Source organism: Litchfieldia sinesaloumensis (assembly GCF_900156865.1).
Taxonomy (GTDB): Bacteria; Bacillota; Bacilli; order Bacillales; family Bacillaceae_L; genus Ferdinandcohnia; species Ferdinandcohnia sinesaloumensis.
Genome location: NZ_LT732529.1, coordinates 1,228,088 through 1,246,588, shown reverse-complemented (window position 1 = coordinate 1,246,588; position 18,501 = coordinate 1,228,088). Strand labels below are relative to the sequence as shown.

Annotated in this window: 19 protein-coding genes; 14 read left to right on the top strand and 5 right to left on the bottom strand. The window is 37.3% G+C overall.

Annotation, left to right across the window (positions count from 1 at the left end):
• Positions 1-25 precede the first annotated feature (25 nt).
• Together mntR and CZ490_RS06100 are read right to left on the bottom strand one after the other, a co-directional pair.
• Positions 26-442, bottom strand: coding sequence for a transcriptional regulator MntR (gene mntR / locus CZ490_RS06105; RefSeq protein ID WP_077620955.1), 417 nt, complete (start codon positions 440-442; stop codon positions 26-28).
• 63 nt (positions 443-505) lie between these two features.
• Positions 506-1,477 (bottom strand): hypothetical protein, encoded by a 972-nt coding sequence (locus tag CZ490_RS06100; protein WP_077618068.1) that lies wholly within the window; start codon positions 1,475-1,477, stop codon positions 506-508.
• Between the two features lie 132 nt (positions 1,478-1,609).
• On the opposite strand from CZ490_RS06100, the gene CZ490_RS06095 reads away from it, so the two are divergent.
• The 5 genes from CZ490_RS06095 (at position 1,610) to dacB (ending at position 6,376) form a co-directional block, all read left to right on the top strand.
• Positions 1,610-2,344, top strand: coding sequence for an SDR family oxidoreductase (locus CZ490_RS06095; RefSeq protein ID WP_077618067.1), 735 nt, complete (start codon positions 1,610-1,612; stop codon positions 2,342-2,344).
• Positions 2,345-2,368: 24 nt separating this feature from the next.
• Entirely contained in the window at positions 2,369-3,124 is a 756-nt protein-coding gene (locus CZ490_RS06090; protein ID WP_077618066.1) for an exodeoxyribonuclease III, read from the top strand.
• Positions 3,125-3,305: 181 nt separating this feature from the next.
• On the top strand, positions 3,306-3,920 hold the full coding sequence (locus CZ490_RS06085) for a DedA family protein (RefSeq protein WP_077618065.1): 615 nt from the start codon (positions 3,306-3,308) through the stop codon (positions 3,918-3,920).
• A gap of 27 nt (positions 3,921-3,947) precedes the next feature.
• Positions 3,948-4,778, top strand: coding sequence for an undecaprenyl-diphosphate phosphatase (locus CZ490_RS06080; RefSeq protein ID WP_077618064.1), 831 nt, complete (start codon positions 3,948-3,950; stop codon positions 4,776-4,778).
• 116 nt (positions 4,779-4,894) lie between these two features.
• The gene (dacB, locus tag CZ490_RS06075; protein WP_407639805.1) at positions 4,895-6,376 is read left to right on the top strand and encodes a D-alanyl-D-alanine carboxypeptidase/D-alanyl-D-alanine endopeptidase; all 1,482 of its coding nucleotides are present in this window, start codon (positions 4,895-4,897) and stop codon (positions 6,374-6,376) included.
• Between the two features lie 252 nt (positions 6,377-6,628).
• On the opposite strand, the gene CZ490_RS06070 is transcribed toward dacB, so the two are convergent.
• Positions 6,629-7,162, bottom strand: coding sequence for a YceI family protein (locus CZ490_RS06070; protein WP_077618062.1), 534 nt, complete (start codon positions 7,160-7,162; stop codon positions 6,629-6,631).
• A 228-nt stretch (positions 7,163-7,390) separates the two neighbouring features.
• On the opposite strand from CZ490_RS06070, the gene CZ490_RS06065 reads away from it, so the two are divergent.
• Positions 7,391-8,731 carry a hemolysin family protein gene (locus tag CZ490_RS06065; RefSeq protein ID WP_077618061.1) on the top strand — a complete coding sequence of 447 codons (1,341 nt, stop codon included), beginning with the start codon at positions 7,391-7,393 and terminating at the stop codon, positions 8,729-8,731.
• A gap of 244 nt (positions 8,732-8,975) precedes the next feature.
• Here the strand turns inward: CZ490_RS06065 and CZ490_RS06060 are convergent, their stop codons facing one another.
• Positions 8,976-10,322 (bottom strand): sodium-dependent transporter, encoded by a 1,347-nt coding sequence (locus CZ490_RS06060; RefSeq protein WP_077618060.1) that lies wholly within the window; start codon positions 10,320-10,322, stop codon positions 8,976-8,978.
• Positions 10,323-10,618: 296 nt separating this feature from the next.
• On the opposite strand from CZ490_RS06060, the gene CZ490_RS06055 reads away from it, so the two are divergent.
• The 6 genes from CZ490_RS06055 to CZ490_RS06030 all read left to right on the top strand — a co-directional run bounded on the left by CZ490_RS06055 (position 10,619) and on the right by CZ490_RS06030 (position 16,715).
• Positions 10,619-11,632, top strand: a complete 1,014-nt coding sequence (locus CZ490_RS06055; RefSeq protein WP_077618059.1) for an ABC transporter substrate-binding protein — start codon at positions 10,619-10,621, stop codon at positions 11,630-11,632.
• 18 nt (positions 11,633-11,650) lie between these two features.
• The gene (locus tag CZ490_RS06050; RefSeq protein WP_077618058.1) at positions 11,651-12,682 is read left to right on the top strand and encodes an ABC transporter permease; all 1,032 of its coding nucleotides are present in this window, start codon (positions 11,651-11,653) and stop codon (positions 12,680-12,682) included.
• Entirely contained in the window at positions 12,657-13,451 is a 795-nt protein-coding gene (locus CZ490_RS06045; protein ID WP_077618057.1) for an ABC transporter ATP-binding protein, read from the top strand. The genes CZ490_RS06050 and CZ490_RS06045 overlap by 26 nt, the downstream gene beginning before the upstream one ends.
• 225 nt (positions 13,452-13,676) lie before the next feature.
• Positions 13,677-15,422, top strand: a complete 1,746-nt coding sequence (locus CZ490_RS06040; protein ID WP_077618056.1) for a carbon starvation CstA family protein — start codon at positions 13,677-13,679, stop codon at positions 15,420-15,422.
• Between the two features lie 70 nt (positions 15,423-15,492).
• Positions 15,493-15,756, top strand: coding sequence for a cory-CC-star protein (locus CZ490_RS06035; RefSeq protein ID WP_077620954.1), 264 nt, complete (start codon positions 15,493-15,495; stop codon positions 15,754-15,756).
• Between the two features lie 14 nt (positions 15,757-15,770).
• Complete coding sequence (locus tag CZ490_RS06030; protein WP_077618055.1) at positions 15,771-16,715, top strand: ArsA family ATPase; 945 nt, start codon at positions 15,771-15,773, stop codon at positions 16,713-16,715.
• 31 nt (positions 16,716-16,746) lie between these two features.
• Here CZ490_RS06030 and CZ490_RS06025 read toward each other — a convergent pair whose 3' ends face one another.
• Positions 16,747-16,947 (bottom strand): hypothetical protein, encoded by a 201-nt coding sequence (locus tag CZ490_RS06025; protein ID WP_077618054.1) that lies wholly within the window; start codon positions 16,945-16,947, stop codon positions 16,747-16,749.
• 182 nt (positions 16,948-17,129) lie between these two features.
• Here CZ490_RS06025 and CZ490_RS06020 point away from each other — a divergent pair, with 182 nt between their 5' ends.
• Together CZ490_RS06020 and CZ490_RS06015 are read left to right on the top strand one after the other, a co-directional pair.
• Entirely contained in the window at positions 17,130-17,423 is a 294-nt protein-coding gene (locus CZ490_RS06020) for a DUF6509 family protein (RefSeq protein WP_077618053.1), read from the top strand.
• Between the two features lie 89 nt (positions 17,424-17,512).
• The gene (locus tag CZ490_RS06015) at positions 17,513-18,445 is read left to right on the top strand and encodes a manganese-dependent inorganic pyrophosphatase (RefSeq protein ID WP_077618052.1); all 933 of its coding nucleotides are present in this window, start codon (positions 17,513-17,515) and stop codon (positions 18,443-18,445) included.
• Positions 18,446-18,501 lie beyond the last annotated feature (56 nt).

Sequence of the window (18,501 nt, the reverse complement as noted above, 5' to 3'; positions counted from 1 at the left end):
AAAAGCTCAGGCATTCTGAGCTTTTTTACATTTTTTGATTTCGATACTGTAAGTATTCTTTTTTTACTGAAGGATTCTCTTCAAAGAATTCAATCAAGGTCGTCAAGCATAGAGAAGTTTCTTTGCTAATGTAATGCTCTAGCTTTTCTACTTCTTCATAGATATTTTTATCTTGAACGCCAATCATTTTCAAAAAGTCTTCAAGCATTTCATGTTTTTCAACTAGTTTTTTTGCTACAGACGTTCCTTTTTCAGTAAGGACAAAGCCTCTATATTTTTCGTAAATCCCAAACCCTTCTTCATCCAACTTCTGCATCATTTTTGTAACGGAGGAAGGGAGGACATTTAATGAAGACGCAATATCTACACTTCGAGCGTACCCTTTATGTTGAATTGATAAGTATATTTTTTCTAAATAATCTTCCATACTCGGTGTCGGAATCGTCATTACCGCCTTTCCAAAACATCATAAGACATTACACTACCATTATATAATGAAACTCGGTTATTTTTCTATCAATTCCTCTAAATGTAGTCGGATATCATCTGTACGATAGCCGATTGACGTAGTTAAATCAAGAACATCAATAGAAATAACCTTATTTTCAGTAATGTCTATATTCGAAAAAGTAAGTATACCACTTTCGTCATCCGTAATGGAATACAATTCATAGTCTCCTCCATTTAATCGGTAAGCAACATCCTTTTTCTTCTCTACTGAAAAAGTGAGATTTTCTTCTGAGACTGCTGTTAGTTCTGGAGTTTTTAATTTTCGATCCTCGTCGATACGAATTCCTGTCTCATTTTCGATGAAACGATGTAGTTCTTCGTTTCCAAGTACATTATCAAGTTTCTGGTTCTTATGCTGGGTACGCATATAAAATCCTTCATTGGTATAGACATCTTGTTCTAGTTCAACTCTGTCGCTTGCACCGTATAGCAGCACATAATCTTCAGCAAAAATCTCTTGTGGTTGCCATTCATGAACAGTAAGAGAATAATTTAAAAACGAGTTCCAATGGACAGGCACATCATCTAAACCTCTAAGCTTCGCCCATTTAGAAAACGGAAAATGATGAGAAGGAAAATACGTATACGCAAAATGATGACCGTATTCATGTGACAATGTATTCCTGTATTCCGATACATCATTATGTTGATCTCCATTATAAAGAGTAATGCTACTAATCAGTGGGTGATAAATCCCTGTAATTCGTTCATTTGTAGGAGAGGAACCACCCATTACACGTACTTCTTGTAGCAGGTAAATCTCCTCACCATGTTTATTTTTTATCAGTTCTTGATATAGGTTTTCTAATTGTGGTTCATTCCAGCTTTCAGAATAACTTAGAAATCGAATCCCTTCAGGAGATTCATACATCGCTTTGTAAGAAGAGTTATATGTGATAGGGTCTAAGCTTAATAGAATAGGTAAACTACAGATAAATAAAATAACAACTAACAATTTTCTCCCCATGTTTATCACTCCTCCACGCTATTTTATCATGCTAGTAATCATTGAATCTCTGTTTTATTTTGCCAGATAGACTTCGTCGATTATAATGGGAAGGGAAGTTTAGTAAGAATAATAAACAGGATGGTGGATTAAATGAGTCGAGTAGGAATGGTAACTGGAGCAGCCAACGGAATTGGAAGAGGAATTGCAACTGCCTATGTAAAAAATGGGGATAGAGTCGTATTAGCTGATATGGACGTTGAAGCTGGAACAAAACTAACACATGAACTTAATGAGCAAGGTGCTGAAGCCATTTTTATAAAAACAGATGTAAGACTTGAACAAGAGATTATCCATTTAATGAACCAAACCTATCAAACTTATGGTAAAATTGATTTTTTAATAAACAATGCAGGTAAAAACCTATTTAAATCACCATTCGAAGTTACCATCGAAGAATGGGACGATGTGATTCATACAAATTTACGTAGTGTATTTTTGTGTTCTAGAGAAGCAGCAAGATATATGAAAGAAAGTGGTGGAGCCATTGTTAATATTGCCTCAACAAGGGCGATAATGTCTGAGCCCCATTCAGAAGGCTATGCAGCGACAAAGGGTGGAATTGTTGCAATTACTCATGCTCTAGCCGCATCTCTCTCAGAATATCAAATTACAGTAAATGCGATATCACCAGGGTGGATTGAAACAGGGAACTATGAGGAACTTCGTAAAATTGATCATGAACAGCATTTTTCTAAACGAGTCGGTACACCGGAAGACATTGCAAATGCGTGTCTTTATTTAACCGATGTGAAAAATAAGTTTGTAACTGGGATTAATCTAGTCGTTGATGGTGGCATGACGAGAAAAATGATATATGAGGAGTAACATAGAGAGGAAGCTTTAAAGATTATGAAACTTGTATCTTGGAATGTTAACGGCCTTCGGGCTTGTGTGAAAAAAGGGTTTATGGATTATTTTTTAGAAATGGATGCTGATATTTTCTGTGTGCAGGAAACCAAGCTTCAAGAAGGGCAAATTGATCTTGACCTCAAAGGCTATCATCAGTATTGGAACTACGCGGTTAAAAAGGGTTATTCAGGTACGGCTGTTTTTACAAAGCAACAACCACTCTCCGTTTCATATGGTGTGGGAGACCTTAATGAAGAGTCGGAGGGACGCATTCTTACACTAGAATTTGATGAGTTCTACTTAATCAATGTTTATACCCCGAATTCGCAAAGAGATTTAGCACGACTTCATTTTCGCCTTGATTGGGAGGACCGAATTCGCGAGTATCTACTGCAATTAAATGAGAGAAAGCCAATCGTGCTCTGTGGAGATTTAAATGTTGCTCATTCTGATCTCGATTTAAAAAATGCAAAATCAAATCGTGGAAACTCAGGCTTCACAGATGAAGAACGTGGAAAAATGACAGATTTACTTCAATCAGGGTTCATTGATTCCTTTAGACATTTTTATCCTGACACGACCGATCAATACACATGGTGGAGCTATATGCGTAATGTACGTGAAAGAAATATTGGCTGGCGTATCGATTACTTTATTGTATCAGAGCATTTCAAAGAAAGACTTAAAGATTCGCAAATCCATTCACACGTAATGGGGAGTGATCATTGCCCAGTTGTATTAGAAATCCATGACTAGGAAAAATTTCAAGGAATACTTTAAACTAGGACAAACATAGATTACAATAAGAATGCTATCTATCGGTGAGCGCTTTTTAAGATATACAATTTGTATGGGCCTTTTGAGCAATTATCGAGACGTACGATAACGTAAATTTTATAAGACAGTTTGGATAGTAGCATCTTATTTGGAGGTAAAAATGGAAAACTGGATAACAGATTTTATGGAGCAATTTGGATATTTTGGGATTTTTCTATTAATCGCAGTAGAAAATATTTTCCCACCTATCCCATCTGAGGTCATTCTAACCGCAGGTGGATTTATGACAACAAGAACTTCTTTAACAGTGACAGGTGTCATCATCGCTGCAACAATTGGATCGGTCGTAGGTGCCATTATCTTATATGGAATCGGTCGATTACTAGATGTTGAGCGTTTAGAGAAAATTGTTGATCGATACGGACGAATTTTACGTGTTACAAAAGAAGATATCCATAAGGCTGATGCTTGGTTTGATAAATATGGATACTGGACAGTGTTTTTCTGTCGAATGGTTCCATTAATTAGGAGCTTAATCTCCATTCCAGCAGGGATGTCCAATATGAACTTCTGGATGTTTATTATTTTTACAACGCTCGGAACATTGATTTGGAATGTAATTCTAGTTATGCTTGGAGCCGCTTTTGGAGAATCATGGGATACAATTGTTCACTACATGGACATTTACTCAAATATTACGTATGCATTAATCGCATTAGCGGGAATTGGATTTCTTGTTATCTTTTTTACCAAGAGAAGATCAAAGACAAGATAGATTTAAAAAAGGAGTCGTCTAGGTTCTATGGATATTATCGAATTACTTAAAGCGATTATACTTGGAATGGTTGAAGGACTTACAGAATTTGCACCAGTATCTTCAACTGGACACATGATCATCGTTGATGATATGTGGCTGAAAACACAGGAATTTCTAGGAAAGTACCCAGCAAATACGTTCAAAGTTGTGATTCAGCTTGGATCAATCCTTGCTGTACTAGTCGTTTTTAAAGACCGATTTATTGATTTGCTGGGGCTTAATCGAAAAAACAAAATTGTTCCAGTTGGCGCGAAGCATTTACGTTTAACACATATTATTGTTGGCTTGCTTCCTGCCGGTATCCTTGGTGTCTTATTTGAGGATACAATTGATAATTATCTATTTACAACTGAGACCGTTTTAATTGGGTTAGTAATTGGCGCAATCCTGATGATTATTGCGGACCGTTATAGTGCGAATCATCCTAACACGCAAACTGTTGATCAAATTACGTATAAACAAGCCCTAACCGTTGGCCTCATTCAATGTTTATCACTGTGGCCAGGATTTTCTCGTTCTGGTGCCACGATTTCAGGTGGTGTACTTGTAGGGTTAAGCCATAGAGCAGCGGCAGACTTTACCTTTATAATGGCTGTTCCAATTATGGCGGGGGCAAGTGGTATTTCATTACTGAAGAACCTTGAATATTTCTCTATGGACGCACTTCCAGTATTTATTGTTGGATTCATTAGTGCATTTGTGTTTGCATTAATCTCCATTCGGTTCTTCTTACGTCTCATTGATAAAATTAAACTACTACCGTTTGCGATTTATCGCATTATCCTAGCGGCTGTAATCTATTTTGTATTTCTATAAGTTATAAAGCATCTCAAATTGAGGTGCTTTCTTTTTTTCCTCTTCATATTCTCGACACTTTTGTATAAAATAGGGTAAAGATTCCAACAAAAGTACTAGAATGGGGGAGACTACTTATTAGAGATAGAAAGGTTATCTTATGTGCGGTACTACTTGTTTTATTAACGATTGTCACATCCATTCAACCGGTACAAGAGAAGGTTAATGCGAATGGAAATCAACAACAAGTACTAGGTCAAATCAACCAACTTCTCCTAAATGAACCTAACCTAAAAGGGGCAATTGCTGGTGTGAGCATAAGGTCAGCAAAAACAGGAGAGATTCTGTATCAGCATGCAGGGGACATTCGACTTCGCCCCGCCTCTAATTTAAAGCTACTAACAGCTGCAGCGGCTTTATCAACACTTGGTGAAAACTATCGGTTTTCAACAGAAGTATATACAGATGGGGAAATATCTAATAACAAATTAACAGGAGACCTTTATCTGAAGGGTAAAGGTGATCCAACTCTTCTTCAGCAAGATTTAGATGTTCTCGCAAAAAAAGTGAAAGACTCAGGAATTGATGTCATCTTTGGAAATATAATTGCAGATGATTCCTGGTATGATGATGAACGGTACTCAATTGACCTACCATGGAGTGATGAATCTTATTATTATGGCGGTGCTGTTTCAGCCCTAACTGCATCCCCTAATAAAGATTATGATTCGGGAACATTGATTGTTGAAGTTTTACCTGGAAAGAAGGCTGGGGATAAAGCTGAAATCTCGGTTCAACCAGAAACAAATTACGTAAAAATCAACAACAATGCAAAGACAGTCAACAAAGAAGGAGCAAAAGATATTGATATCATTCGTGAACACGGAGAGAATGTTATTACGATTGAAGGTACAATCCCGCTCAATGGCGTACCTGTGAAAGATTGGATGACTGTTTGGGAGCCAACAGGATATGCACTTGATTTGTTCAGGCAAGCACTAGCCAAACAAGGAATTCAATTGATTGGCACGGATGGAATTGCCGAAACACCTGAATCAGCTAAACTACTCACGACTGATACATCAATTCCTCTTTCTGAACTCTTAGTGCCCTTTATGAAATTAAGCAACAATGGACACGGTGAGACACTTGTAAAAGAAATGGGACGTGTTCGAAGGGGGGAAGGAAGCTGGGATACTGGAATTGAAGTAGTCAAGGAAGAACTGAAAAAAATAGAGGTGGATCCAAGTAGTATGGTCATACGAGATGGGTCAGGAATTTCACATGTGAACTTAGTGTCCGCAAACGATATCTCAAAGCTTCTATACTCCGTTCAATCCCAATCATGGTTTCCAGTATACATAAACTCCTTACCGGTTGCAGGAAATAGTGAACGGTTAGTAGGAGGAACCTTACGATATCGTCTGAAAACTCCAGAGATGGAGGGGAAGATAAAAGCGAAAACTGGAACAGTATCCACAGTAAGTTCTATTTCAGGTTACATTGAAACAAAGAGCGGGGAGACACTCATTTTTTCAATACTGTTAAATAATTTAATGAATGATGCCCATGGAAAACCAATTGAAAATAAAATCATGACGTTATTATATGAATACTAAAAAAGCAGGCGAATGCCTGCTTTCAGACTGTTGACAAACGCTCGCATACTTCGTTGCTTGCCTCTCTCGTCCGCTCATGAAGGCAACTTCTATTCGCGTCTTCGATCGGCTGCGCGCCTTGTATGACAAGCGCTTTCAAGACAGTCTGGGGAAAGTAATTCGTACTAGTATTGTTTGAAAAATGAGTGTAGACAAAGTCAAGATTGACTTTGTCTACACTCTGAAAGCAGGCGATGCCTGCTTTCATTACTGTTATTCAGCTATACCTGCTTCGATTTCAAGTGAAATTTTCACTTGGTCTCCAACTAGAACGCCACCCGTTTCAAGAGCCGCATTCCATACTAAACCATAGTCACTACGGTTAATTGTACCAGTTGCACTAAAACCAACTTTCTCATTTCCCCAAGGGTCTTTACCAGCACCTTCAAATACAACCTTAAACGTTTCTGTCTTTGTAGTACCATGAATCGTTAAATCACCTGTTAAATCATACTCATCTTCATCTGTTTTAACAATTGATGTAGATTTGAAAGTCATTGTAGGATGGTTCTCAACATCAAAGAAGTCTGCAGAACGAAGATGATTGTCACGGTCTTCATTTTTTGTATTTACACTTGATAGATCCACATTAAATTCAATATTAGCTGACGTTAAATCAGCAGGATCAGCCTCTACAACAGCTTCAAAGCGCTCGAAAGAACCTTTTACTTTTGCTATCATCATGTGTTTTACTGAAAAATCAATACTGCTGTGAGATGCGTCTACTGCCCATTTTGTGTTTGTCATTATTCTATTCCCCCAAAAAAGTTATTCTAAAATTATTTATCTTAAATTCAAGATAAGTTACTTTAAGGTAAATTATAATGACTATATATCTTGATGTCAAGATATAATTAAAAATTTTATGTAATTTTTAAATTAGAATCAAAGCTGGTTTGTAAAATAAGCATAATGCAAGATAGCAAAGGGGAATTTAAACAATATGATTTGTTTCTTTTATTGGAGGTAGTTACTATGATTGTTGAAATAATCATTCTAGTTTTTTTGATTTTATTAAATTCGTTTTTTGCTGCTTCAGAAATGGCAATGGTTTCATTAAATGATAATAAAGTAAAATTAATGGCGGATAGTGGGGATAAAAAAGCGGTCTTATTGCACAGGCTCTTATCAAATCCAAGTAGGTTTTTAGCCACAATTCAAATTGGTATAACGTTAGCCGGATTTTTAGCTAGTGCATTTGCAGCTGGTAGCTTTGCTACATATTTAACTGAATGGCTCATCGATATTGAAGTTCCAATAGCACCAGCCCTTATCAATACTATTTCGGTCATTGTAATTACCCTCATTTTATCCTATTTCACGTTAGTAATAGGAGAACTGGTGCCCAAAAGACTCGCTTTACAAAAGGCAGAACAAATTTCATTACTTGCGGCAAGGCCTTTAACCATACTCTCAAAAGTAACATCACCATTTGTAAAATTGCTTACTTTGTCTACGAATGCACTTGTTCGTCTATTCGGAGTTGATCCAAACGCAGATGATGAGAATGTTACAGAAGAAGAAATAAGAATGATGGTCGATGTGGGCAAAGAGCGCGGTACCATCCAAGAATCTGAAAAGTTTATGATTAATAATATATTTGAATTCGATAATAAAACTGTTTCCGATATCATGACACATCGTACAGATATCATAGGAATACCACTTGATTACACCTTAAAAGAAATTTCACACCTTGTCTCGGTTGAAAGATACACACGCTTTCCAGTTTATAATGAAAGTATTGATCAGATTGTAGGAATTCTACACTCAAAGGAACTAATTAGATTTGTTGACAATTGTGATGAACTTTCGTTTACCCTAAAGGATTTATTACGTGATCCCTATTTTGTTCTAGAATCCAAGCACACCAATGAGTTATTCAAAGAGATGCAGAAAAATAATATACATATGGCAATCGTCATTGATGAATACGGGGGGACAGATGGAATTGTTACTATAGAAGACCTGATTGAAGAGATAGTCGGTAATATTTTTGATGAATATGATGATTATACAATTGACGACGAGGAGTACATTCAACTCGATGAAAATACTTATTCAATGGATGGGAGAATTAATTTATATGAAGTCGAAGATATCCTAAAGATTGACTTCCCAACAGATGAATATGATACGTTAAGCGGTTTTGTGATTGGTCAATTGGGGTATATCCCATCGGTTGAAGATCGACCTGAAGTACACTATGCTAACTATACCTTTAAAATAATTGAAATGGATGAAAAAAGAATCCTGAGGGTACATGTGCTTCGAAATCATTCGATGCTGGAGGGAGATGTGAAGGAAAAAGATTGAGGCTACCAAAATAAATAATGAATAAAAAAGCTGAAAAAGTCCATTTTCTAAAGTGGATGTTGATTTCCGCTGCAGGCACTCGCTTTCCGCGGGCGGTCCGGAAGCCTCCTCGTCGCTACACTCCTGCGGGGTCTTCCCTGGCCACGCTTTTCCCGCAGGAGTCTCGTGCCTTACGCTCCAATCAACAAGTTTAATAAATGGTATCATTTTCTCAAAAATAGAGAAAATGTGATACCTTTTTTATTTATTTAATAAACCCTAAGCTGTGTAAAAATACAATGACAATGACAATTGGAACGACATAGCGAATTAGCAAGAACCAAATTTTAAAAAGAGTGACAGTCACGTTACTACCTTTTCGAAGTTCCTCATAAAGAGCATTACGAGGTATTTTAAATGATACAAATAGTGATATAAAAAATGCTCCAATTGGTAATAGAATATTACTCACCAAATAATCAGCAAAATCAAAGACCGAACGTCCAAAAATACTTACCTCAGCTAAAACTCCGTATGAAAGAGCGGAGGGTACTCCTAACAAAAAGATAAGAAGCCCTGCTCCCCAAGCAATTTTTCTGCGTTTTTTCTGATCCCCCTTAGAAATAGACGCAACGATTAATTCTAGCATTGAAAAGGAGGATGTAAGAGTAGCAAATAGGAAAAGTACTAGGAATCCGACGAGAAAAACCACTCCAAACGGCATTTTACTAAATACTGTTGGCAATACATTAAATAGGAGAACAGGACCTGCACCAGGTTCTAATCCAAATGCAAACACTGCTGGAAAAATCGCAAGACCAGCTAAAAGTGTGACAAGAATATTTAATAAAACGACTGAAAAAGCAGATTGGATTAAATTTTCCTTCTTAGAAAGATAGGAGCTATACGTTACCATAACGGTAGCACCGACACTTAAAGCAAAGAATGACTGGCCCAAAGCAAACAGTATTGTTTCGGAAGTAAGTGATGAGAGGGATGGTTTCAAAATAAATAAGATTCCCTCCAAAGACCCTGGTAGCGTGACTGAACGGAAGATGATAACAATAAATAGAATAAATAGTGCAGGCATCATCCACTTACTAGCTTTTTCAATCCCTGCTTGAACTCCTTTTGCAACTACAACTATCGTAATTAACATAAACAAAAGCTGTGCCAAAATGACGAGAAATGGGTTTGCTATTGTTTCTTCAAAGTACGCTCCATATTCGAATTCGGTCAGTCCATTGAGGCTCCCCGTAACCCCGCTTATCACATAAATAAGTATCCAGCCGCCAACAACACTATAAAAAGAAAGTAAAATCAGGTTGGTTACAAAACCTAAACGTCCAACTAGGTGCCAGTTTGAACGAGGTGCTAACTCTTTAAATGATTGAATGGCATTCTTTTGTACGGATCTCCCAATTACAAATTCAGCTAATAGAAGAGGCAAACCTATCAAAAGCGTAAAGAAAAGAAAGATGAGAAAGAAAATGCCACCACCACTCGTACCAGCCACATAAGGGAACTTCCAAATTGCCCCTAAACCAATTGCAGAACCGGCTGCAGCTAAGATAAAGCTGATTTTTGATGACCATTGTTGAGAATCCTTCACCTATACACACCCCATTAAACGTAAATATGATTATATTGTCTGATTTCCTCAAATTAAATATGATAGCTATTTCGGAAAATCCAAAAATTTGTTTTGTGCAGATAACATATTAGAGAAAATCAGAAATCTTCAGAAAACAATTGACTCTGAATCACTAGAATGATAATATAACGATTAACAATAACACACATTAACGCTTTTATGCTTTTTCGCAGTGAAGTATATGTGTGTAAAATGCTATTCTAGTAAAACAATTGATTACTAGAATATAATACAGAAAGATTGAGGGGATATCAATGAAAGGTTCGAAAAAATTCGCAGGTGTGCTGTTAGCAGGATTCCTCGCATTAGCAGGCTGTGGCACATCAGACGACGCGTCAGGCAATACTGATGGCAATGGTAAAAAAGAGCAAGTGACAGTTGGTATTACACAATATGCACCACATACTTCCTTAGATGCTGCAACCGAAGGATTTAAAAAAGCTTTAGAAGATGAAGGTTTTAAAGAAGGCGAGAATTTAAAAATTGACTTCCAAAATGCACAAGGTGAGCAAAGTAATACAGCAACAATTGCACAGAACTTTGTTGGAGATAAGGTAGATTTAATTTTTGCTAATGCAACACCGAGTGCAATGGCTGCTCTTAATGCAACTAGTGACATTCCGATTATTTTCACATCCGTAACGGATCCAGTGGGAGCTGGTTTAGTTGAAGCCTTTGACAAGCCGGGTGAAAATATCACTGGTACTACAGACAACCATCCAGATGCTACGAAAACAACAATCAACTTTATTACACAAGAATTGGGAGCAAAAAAGATTGGGGTTATCTATAACTCCGGAGAACAAAACTCTGTTGTCCAAGTTGAACAAGTAAAAGAGTTTGCTGAATCGGAAGGAGCAGAATTAGTTGAAGTATCTGTTTCAACAACTGCTGAAGTTAAACAAGCTGCAGAAAGCCTAGTTGATCGTGTAGATGCAATCTACGTACCAACTGATAACACGGCAGTTCAAGCATTAGATTCAATTATCTCTGTTGCAAATGAAAAGGATATTCCATTATTTGTTGGAGAACTTGATTCAATGAAAGCTGGAGGATTTGCAGCAAGCGGATTTGATTATTTTGATATTGGATACCAATCCGGCCTTATGGCTGCAAAGATTTTAAAAGGTGAAAAGAAAGCTTCTGAAATTCCGGTTGAACTACCAAACAGTTTGCAGTTATTCATTAACAAGCAAGCAGCGGATGAACAAGGAATTGAAATAAAAGCTGAATGGGAAGAAATTGCTGACATCTACGAAGGTCAATAAGAGAAAGGATGATTCAATATGTTTACGGCATTTTTTGGGGCATTTGAATCAGGAATCATCTATGCAATCATGGCAATTGGTGTATACCTGTCCTTCCGTATTTTAGATTTTCCAGACTTGACGGTTGACGGCAGCTTCGTAACAGGAGCTGCTGTTTCTGCCATCTTAATTACTAATGGAGTAAATCCTTTTATTGCAACATTGTTAGCCCTTGTTGCAGGATTTATTGCAGGTAGTATAACTGGACTCTTACACACGGTAGGTAGAATTAACGCTCTACTATCTGGTATTTTGATGATGATCGCCCTTTATTCAATTAATCTACGAATTATGGGCAAATCAAATGTTTCTTTATTAAATATTGATACTGCTTTTACTAAGGTAACTGACGTATTTTCCTCATTAGGATTAGATTCCTTTTTTAATTCGATTTTATCCGCAATCGGTTTAGGAGATAGCTTACCGAAAACATGGGGTATTTTACTCTTTATGATTGTTGTTACATTCGTGATTAAATTTTTAATTGATTTCTTTCTCCGAACCGAGATTGGTCTTGCAGTCAGAGCAACTGGTGATAACAAAAAAATGATTTCCAGCTTTTCTGCAAATACAAATCTTATGACAATTCTCGGGCTAGGATTATCCAATGCACTTGTTGCATTCTCAGGATCACTTATTGCTCAACAAGGCGGGTTTGCTGATGTTGGAATGGGTATCGGGATGATTGTAATTGGTCTTGCATCTGTCATAATCGGTGAAGCTTTATTCGGTGTTAAAACTATTGCAAGAGCTACACTCGCTGTCATTGGTGGAGCCATCATTTATCGAATTGTTGTCTCACTCGCTCTACGAGTTGAATTTCTCCAACCTGGAGATATGAAATTAATTACAGCCATCATCGTAATTATTGCATTAGTACTTCCTAAAATTCTAGAAGGTACAAAAGAGAAGAGCAGAAGAGCTAAACGCCAACAACAACTTGTAGAAATGAACAACGCACCTTCAGAGAGAAAGGGTGAGGCAAATGCTGCACTTAAATCAAATTCATAAAATCTTTAATGAAGGTACACCCGATGAAAAAGTTGCACTCGATTGGACCAATTTACAATTAAAAGAAGGCGATTTTGTAACTGTAATTGGTAGTAATGGTGCTGGTAAATCTACATTAATGAACGTAATCTCTGGAGTCCTAATTCCAGACGCAGGTTCTGTTGTCATAGCAGATAAGGACGTTACATTTTTACCGGAACATAAACGTGCTAAGCTCATCGGCCGTGTATTTCAGGACCCGATGGCAGGTACTGCACCGAACATGACCATTGAAGAGAACCTTGCAATGGCCTACTCACGTAACAAGACTCGCACGTTACGTAGAGGTGTAACAAAGAACCGCAAGGATTACTTTAGGGAAGTACTTGAGTCTCTTAATCTAGGATTAGAGAATCGATTATCGGCTAAGGTAGGCTTGCTATCTGGTGGAGAACGACAAGCATTATCATTATTGATGGCAACCTTCACAGAGCCTTCAATTTTGTTACTTGATGAACACACCGCAGCACTAGACCCTGCTCGTGCAGAATTAATTACGAATTTAACGAAAGAAATCGTTAAAAAATATAACTTAACAACTTTAATGGTCACCCATAACATGCAGCAAGCACTCGATTTAGGAAACCGTCTAATCATGATGGATAAGGGACAAATTATTCTAGAAGTTGATGAACAGGAAAAAGCCAATTTGACTGTTGACCAATTACTAAATGAGTTCCAACGAATCAGAGGCGCGAAAATGACAAATGACCGTGCATTGCTTTCATAAGATACGACAAGCCCGCGAAGTATAATCTTCCGCGGGCTCTTTATATGATTAGTAACACAATATCGCGAGAATCTTTTCGCTGATATTCCAACATATTTTGTCGATTTTTGAATATATTGATTTTTTAGTTAATTATATTGACAGCGCTTACAAATACCATTTAACATATAAATGAGCATTAAGTTGAACACCTGCAATAAAAAAATGTGTATTGGAGGGAATAGCTTGAGTGCAATCTGGTTAGCTGTGTTTGGTACAATTGTCTTTATTTTAGGGTATCGGTATTATTCAAAATTCGTTGCTGAGAAAATTTACCGGCTTGATCCCAATTTTGTTACACCTGCACATGAGTTTAACGATGGTGTGGATTTTGTTCCAACAAAGAAACATGTTTTGTGGGGACATCATTTCACATCAGTTGCGGGCGCCGCACCAATCGTTGGTCCTGCCATTGCAGTCTATTGGGGTTGGGGACCTGCGTTATTATGGGTTGTATTAGGCACTGTCTTTGCTGCAGGCGTACATGATTTCGGAACCCTTGTCCTCTCAGTCAGAAACAAGGGGCAATCAGTAGGTACACTTGCAGATAAGTTAATAGGTAAAAAAGCAAAGCTCTTATTTTTATTTATCATCCTGATTTTGGTTTTAATGGTTAATGCGGTATTTGCTTGGGTTATCTCAAATTTATTTATTAAATTCCCAGCAAGTGTTATTCCAGTGTTTATCGAAATACCACTTGCCATTTGGATTGGATATGCTGTTTACAGAAAAAAGGGCAGCATGTTGCTTCCATCAATTGTAGCATTAATTATCATGTATGGGTCTGCAATTCTTACTAGTAAAATACCAGCATTGCAAATTGATCTCGTAAGTTACTTTGGCGGTGCAGAAGCCACGACGTTATTTGGACTTAATGGTGTGTCTATGGCATTCTTTGTCTGGATTATTATCCTTATGGTCTATTGTTATTTTGCGTCAACACTACCTGTCTGGAAATTACTACAGCCGAGAGACTATATTAACTCTCATCAACTCGTAATTGGGTTAGCTATTATGTATTTAGGACTGGTATTTTTAAATCCAGAAATTACAGCACCTATGATGAACCCAGATGCAACAGATAAATCTTGGTTACCACTAATGTTTATCACGATCGCATGTGGGGCAATCTCCGGTTTCCATGGACTTGTATCTTCAGGAACTTCTTCAAAACAATTAAATAAAGAAACCGACGCTCGCTTTGTTGGCTATTTTGGGGCAGTTGGTGAAGGATTCCTAGCGCTAATTTCAATTATTGCCTGTGTTACTTTATTCGCAAATGCAGGAGATTTTAAAGCAGCATATAGTAGTTTTGCCGCAGCAAACTCTGGGGGACTAGGAAACTTCATTTCGGGTGGTGCCCAGTTAGCAACCGGAATTGGAATTCCTGCTGACATTGCAGCAACGATCATCGCCATTATTGTTGTTAGTTTTGCTGCAACAACATTAGACTCTTCCGTACGTCTGATGAGATATATTATTGCAGAGCTAGGTTCTGAATATAAACTGCCTTCACTTCAAAAAGCACATATTGCTACGACTGTTGCAGTCGTAACGAGTGCAGCTTTAGTCCTTTTACCAAAAGGTCCGAATGGTTTTGGTTCTGGTGGATATGTGTTATGGCCATTGTTTGGTACCTCAAACCAACTACTAGCGGCAATTAGCTTAATGTTAATTTCCGTTTGGTTAAAAAGGCTAGGACGTAATTATTTAGTGACCCTCATCCCAATGCTTTTCCTACTCGTCATGACCGTTTGGGCAATGGTCCAACAGGTTATCTTCGACTGGGCAGGGGTAGGAGGGACAGACGCTAATTTATTATTATTTATACTAGGAAGTATTATTTTAATCTTCGCTGTTTGGATTGTATTAACTGCGTTTAAAGAATTAAGTAAGAAGGAGAACCCTCAAAACTTTGATTCGAATATGTAAATACAGGTATGAAAAAGGAACCCTTATTAAGAGGGCTTCCTTTTTCACTTTATGTAAAGAAGGTGAAAGAATGAAGGGAATAGAAGCCTTGAAAAGGTTGCTCCAATTATACGATGAGATTCTCTCGGTAAATCATCGAACAGAAATTGCAAGGGAACTAAGAGACGAAGACGACCTATTCTTACTTCTCTGTTTATCTGAAACTCTTGGACTCCCAAATCCTGCTTTCTACTACACATTAGAGCTATATCCATATATGCTTGAAAAATTTCATGAATGGCATTTGCGAATGGGGATGGAAAAATCGCCTCTCACAGGAATTCGTTGTTGTTAATTGGAGGGAATAAAATGATTGGTGATAAAAGAATCGTTTTTGTAGGTGGAAAGGGTGGGGTAGGTAAGTCCACGAGTGCCGCGGCACTAGCCCTTCTTCATTCACAACATAGTCTTAAGACATTACTCGTATCAACTGATCCAGCTCACAATGTGGGGGATATCTTTCATAAATCGTTACATAACCAAGCCCTTGAAGTATATCCTGGATTGGATGCCGTCGAGATTGACCCTGAAATTGAATCAAAGAATTATATTAAAACAGTTAAAGAGAATATAAGGGGTGTAGTTGGATCACATATGCAGGAAGAGGTTAACAGACAAATTGATGCTGCTAGCTCATCACCGGGTGCAGAAGAGGCGGCTTTATTTGATAGGATTGTTTCCATCATCCTCGACGAAGGGAAACACTATGATACGATTATTTTTGATACTGCACCAACCGGGCACACGATTCGATTATTAACACTCCCAGAATTAATGGGTGTTTGGATTGATGGGATGCTTGAACGAAGAAAAAAGAGAAATGATACCTATACACAATTGTTAAATGACGGAGAACCTATCGAGGATCCAATTTATAAAGTCTTGCAAAGACGAAAAGAGCGCTTCACTGCTGTAAGGAAAATCATATTAAACAAGAAGCTTACCGGTTTTATTTTCATCCTCAATCCTGAACGGCTGCCGATTATCGAAACAGCAAATGCTCTAAAATTACTAGGAAGGCATGATATTTCGGTTAATACGCTTTTTGTTAATAAGATCATATCGGAAGACACTGACGGTGAATTTCTGAAAAAACGAAAAGAAAATGAAAAAGAGTACCTATCTAAAATTGAAAATGAATTTCCAGCGCAACAAAAACTTTATATCCCGTTATTTGAAACAGACATTAATTCAATTGGATTATTGGAGGAATTTGCTACACATCTAAAAACAAGGATTTTTGAGTCAAAATAGAAAAAACGGCCGCTTTTACGAAGCGGTCGTTTTATGCTGTCGAGCGATTTTCTACTAACTGATTCTTTTCCTTTTCCATTTCAATCGCAGAAACGATATATGCAAATCCATTTAAGACAAAAATCACTACATTTGACTGAACTCGTTCATTTTCCCCTAGATACGTATTCGACAAGATAATACCGGAGTATAATACGACAAAAAATAAAGCAATTTTATTCATTACTGCCATCCGTCCACAACTCCTTTGCGATGAGGATATATTATAATTGTATTTATCCAAAGGAAGTCCTATGAGTTAAAATATGGACTTCTTGGAATATCGAGTGGAAATAGGAAATTTTTTCACTCTTAAGGAAAGAATGTGTATAATGGTTACGGAGTTTATCGAATTTGTGAAGGGTGGAAATGTTAATGAATATTACTGAATATACCGTTGAAAAATTAAAAGATCCAACAGGGATTTTAGAGGGAGACCGCTATGAATTCTTTTTGGATATAGAAGTGCCAGAAGATGATGAACTTTACTCTGAAAGTGGGATCGAGCTAAGGGTGATTTATGCTGTTGATAGTAAAGGTGAGCGAATCGCTCAATATTACTTTACTAACAAAGGTGACGGCAAAGTACTTGATTTTGAGCTCGAGGAAGAGGAAGAAGCAGTCATTAATGAATTTTGCAAAGCGCATTTAGATGAAGAAAACGAATAAAAATGTCCAAAATTGTTTAACCAAAACAAATCTTTGTGTAAAATGAGAGAGTACATCATACATAATACGCAATAAGGAGTAATGAATAAATGGAAAAAGTACTTGTCTTTGGTCATAAGAATCCGGATACCGATACAATTTGCTCAGCAATCGCATACGCAGAGTTAAAGAAGAAACTTGGTGTTGATGCTGAGCCGGTACGTTTAGGGGAAGTAAACAGTGAAACACAATTCGCTTTAAACTATTTTAATGCAGAAGCACCACGTTTGGTGGAGAATGTAGCAAACGAGGCCCAATCTGTTATTTTAGTCGACCACAACGAGCGTCAACAAAGTGCTGACGGGCTGGAAAATGTAAAAATTAAAGAAGTAATCGATCATCATCGTGTCGCAAACTTTGAAACAAGTGATCCTTTGTATTTCCGTGTTGAACCAGTGGGTTGTACGGCAACTATCCTTAACAAACTATATAAAGAAAACAATGTAGCTATTTCAAAAGAGGTTGCTGGGCTAATGCTGTCCGCCATTATCTCTGATTCACTCTTATTTAAATCACCAACTTGTACAGAAGAAGATGTTGTTGCTGCACGTGAATTGGCAGATGTCGCTGGTGTTGACGCAGACAGCTATGGTCTTGAAATGTTAAAAGCTGGTGCTAATGTAAGTGACAAAACAGCACAACAATTGGTCTCTTTAGACTCAAAAGAATTCTCAATGAATGGTAACAAAGTTCAAATTGCTCAAGTAAACGTTGTTGATCCAAAAGATGTTCTTGAAAGACAATCAGAACTAGAAGAAGTAATGAATCAACAAATTACTGAAAACGGACTTGATCTATTCCTACTTGTTATCACAGACATTTTAAACAATGATTCTGTTGGGCTTGCAATAGGTGAGAAGACAAGTGCAGTAGAAAAAGCATTTAATGTAACGTTAACAAACAAAACTGCTGAATTAAAAGGTGTAGTTTCACGTAAGAAACAAGTTGTTCCAGTTCTGACAGATAGTTTTAACAGCCTGTAATATTCAAAAGCACAAGGCACCTGGAGCTAGGCATTGAAATACTACGTAAAGAATTT

What these genes read in the sequence shown, in the direction of transcription:
- CZ490_RS06015 (WP_077618052.1), top strand. Translation starts at nt 17,513, where the DNA reads ATGGAAAAAGTACTTGTCTTTGGTCATAAGAATCCGGATACCGATACA.
- CZ490_RS06030 (WP_077618055.1), top strand. Translation starts at nt 15,771, where the DNA reads ATGATTGGTGATAAAAGAATCGTTTTTGTAGGTGGAAAGGGTGGGGTA.
- CZ490_RS06065 (WP_077618061.1), top strand. Translation starts at nt 7,391, where the DNA reads ATGATTGTTGAAATAATCATTCTAGTTTTTTTGATTTTATTAAATTCG.
- CZ490_RS06035 (WP_077620954.1), top strand. Translation starts at nt 15,493, where the DNA reads ATGAAGGGAATAGAAGCCTTGAAAAGGTTGCTCCAATTATACGATGAG.
- CZ490_RS06050 (WP_077618058.1), top strand. Translation starts at nt 11,651, where the DNA reads ATGTTTACGGCATTTTTTGGGGCATTTGAATCAGGAATCATCTATGCA.
- CZ490_RS06055 (WP_077618059.1), top strand. Translation starts at nt 10,619, where the DNA reads ATGAAAGGTTCGAAAAAATTCGCAGGTGTGCTGTTAGCAGGATTCCTC.
- CZ490_RS06095 (WP_077618067.1), top strand. Translation starts at nt 1,610, where the DNA reads ATGAGTCGAGTAGGAATGGTAACTGGAGCAGCCAACGGAATTGGAAGA.
- CZ490_RS06045 (WP_077618057.1), top strand. Translation starts at nt 12,657, where the DNA reads ATGCTGCACTTAAATCAAATTCATAAAATCTTTAATGAAGGTACACCC.
- CZ490_RS06020 (WP_077618053.1), top strand. Translation starts at nt 17,130, where the DNA reads ATGAATATTACTGAATATACCGTTGAAAAATTAAAAGATCCAACAGGG.
- CZ490_RS06080 (WP_077618064.1), top strand. Translation starts at nt 3,948, where the DNA reads ATGGATATTATCGAATTACTTAAAGCGATTATACTTGGAATGGTTGAA.
- CZ490_RS06025 (WP_077618054.1), bottom strand. Translation starts at nt 16,947, where the DNA reads ATGGCAGTAATGAATAAAATTGCTTTATTTTTTGTCGTATTATACTCC.
- CZ490_RS06100 (WP_077618068.1), bottom strand. Translation starts at nt 1,477, where the DNA reads ATGGGGAGAAAATTGTTAGTTGTTATTTTATTTATCTGTAGTTTACCT.
- CZ490_RS06070 (WP_077618062.1), bottom strand. Translation starts at nt 7,162, where the DNA reads ATGACAAACACAAAATGGGCAGTAGACGCATCTCACAGCAGTATTGAT.
- CZ490_RS06085 (WP_077618065.1), top strand. Translation starts at nt 3,306, where the DNA reads ATGGAAAACTGGATAACAGATTTTATGGAGCAATTTGGATATTTTGGG.
- CZ490_RS06090 (WP_077618066.1), top strand. Translation starts at nt 2,369, where the DNA reads ATGAAACTTGTATCTTGGAATGTTAACGGCCTTCGGGCTTGTGTGAAA.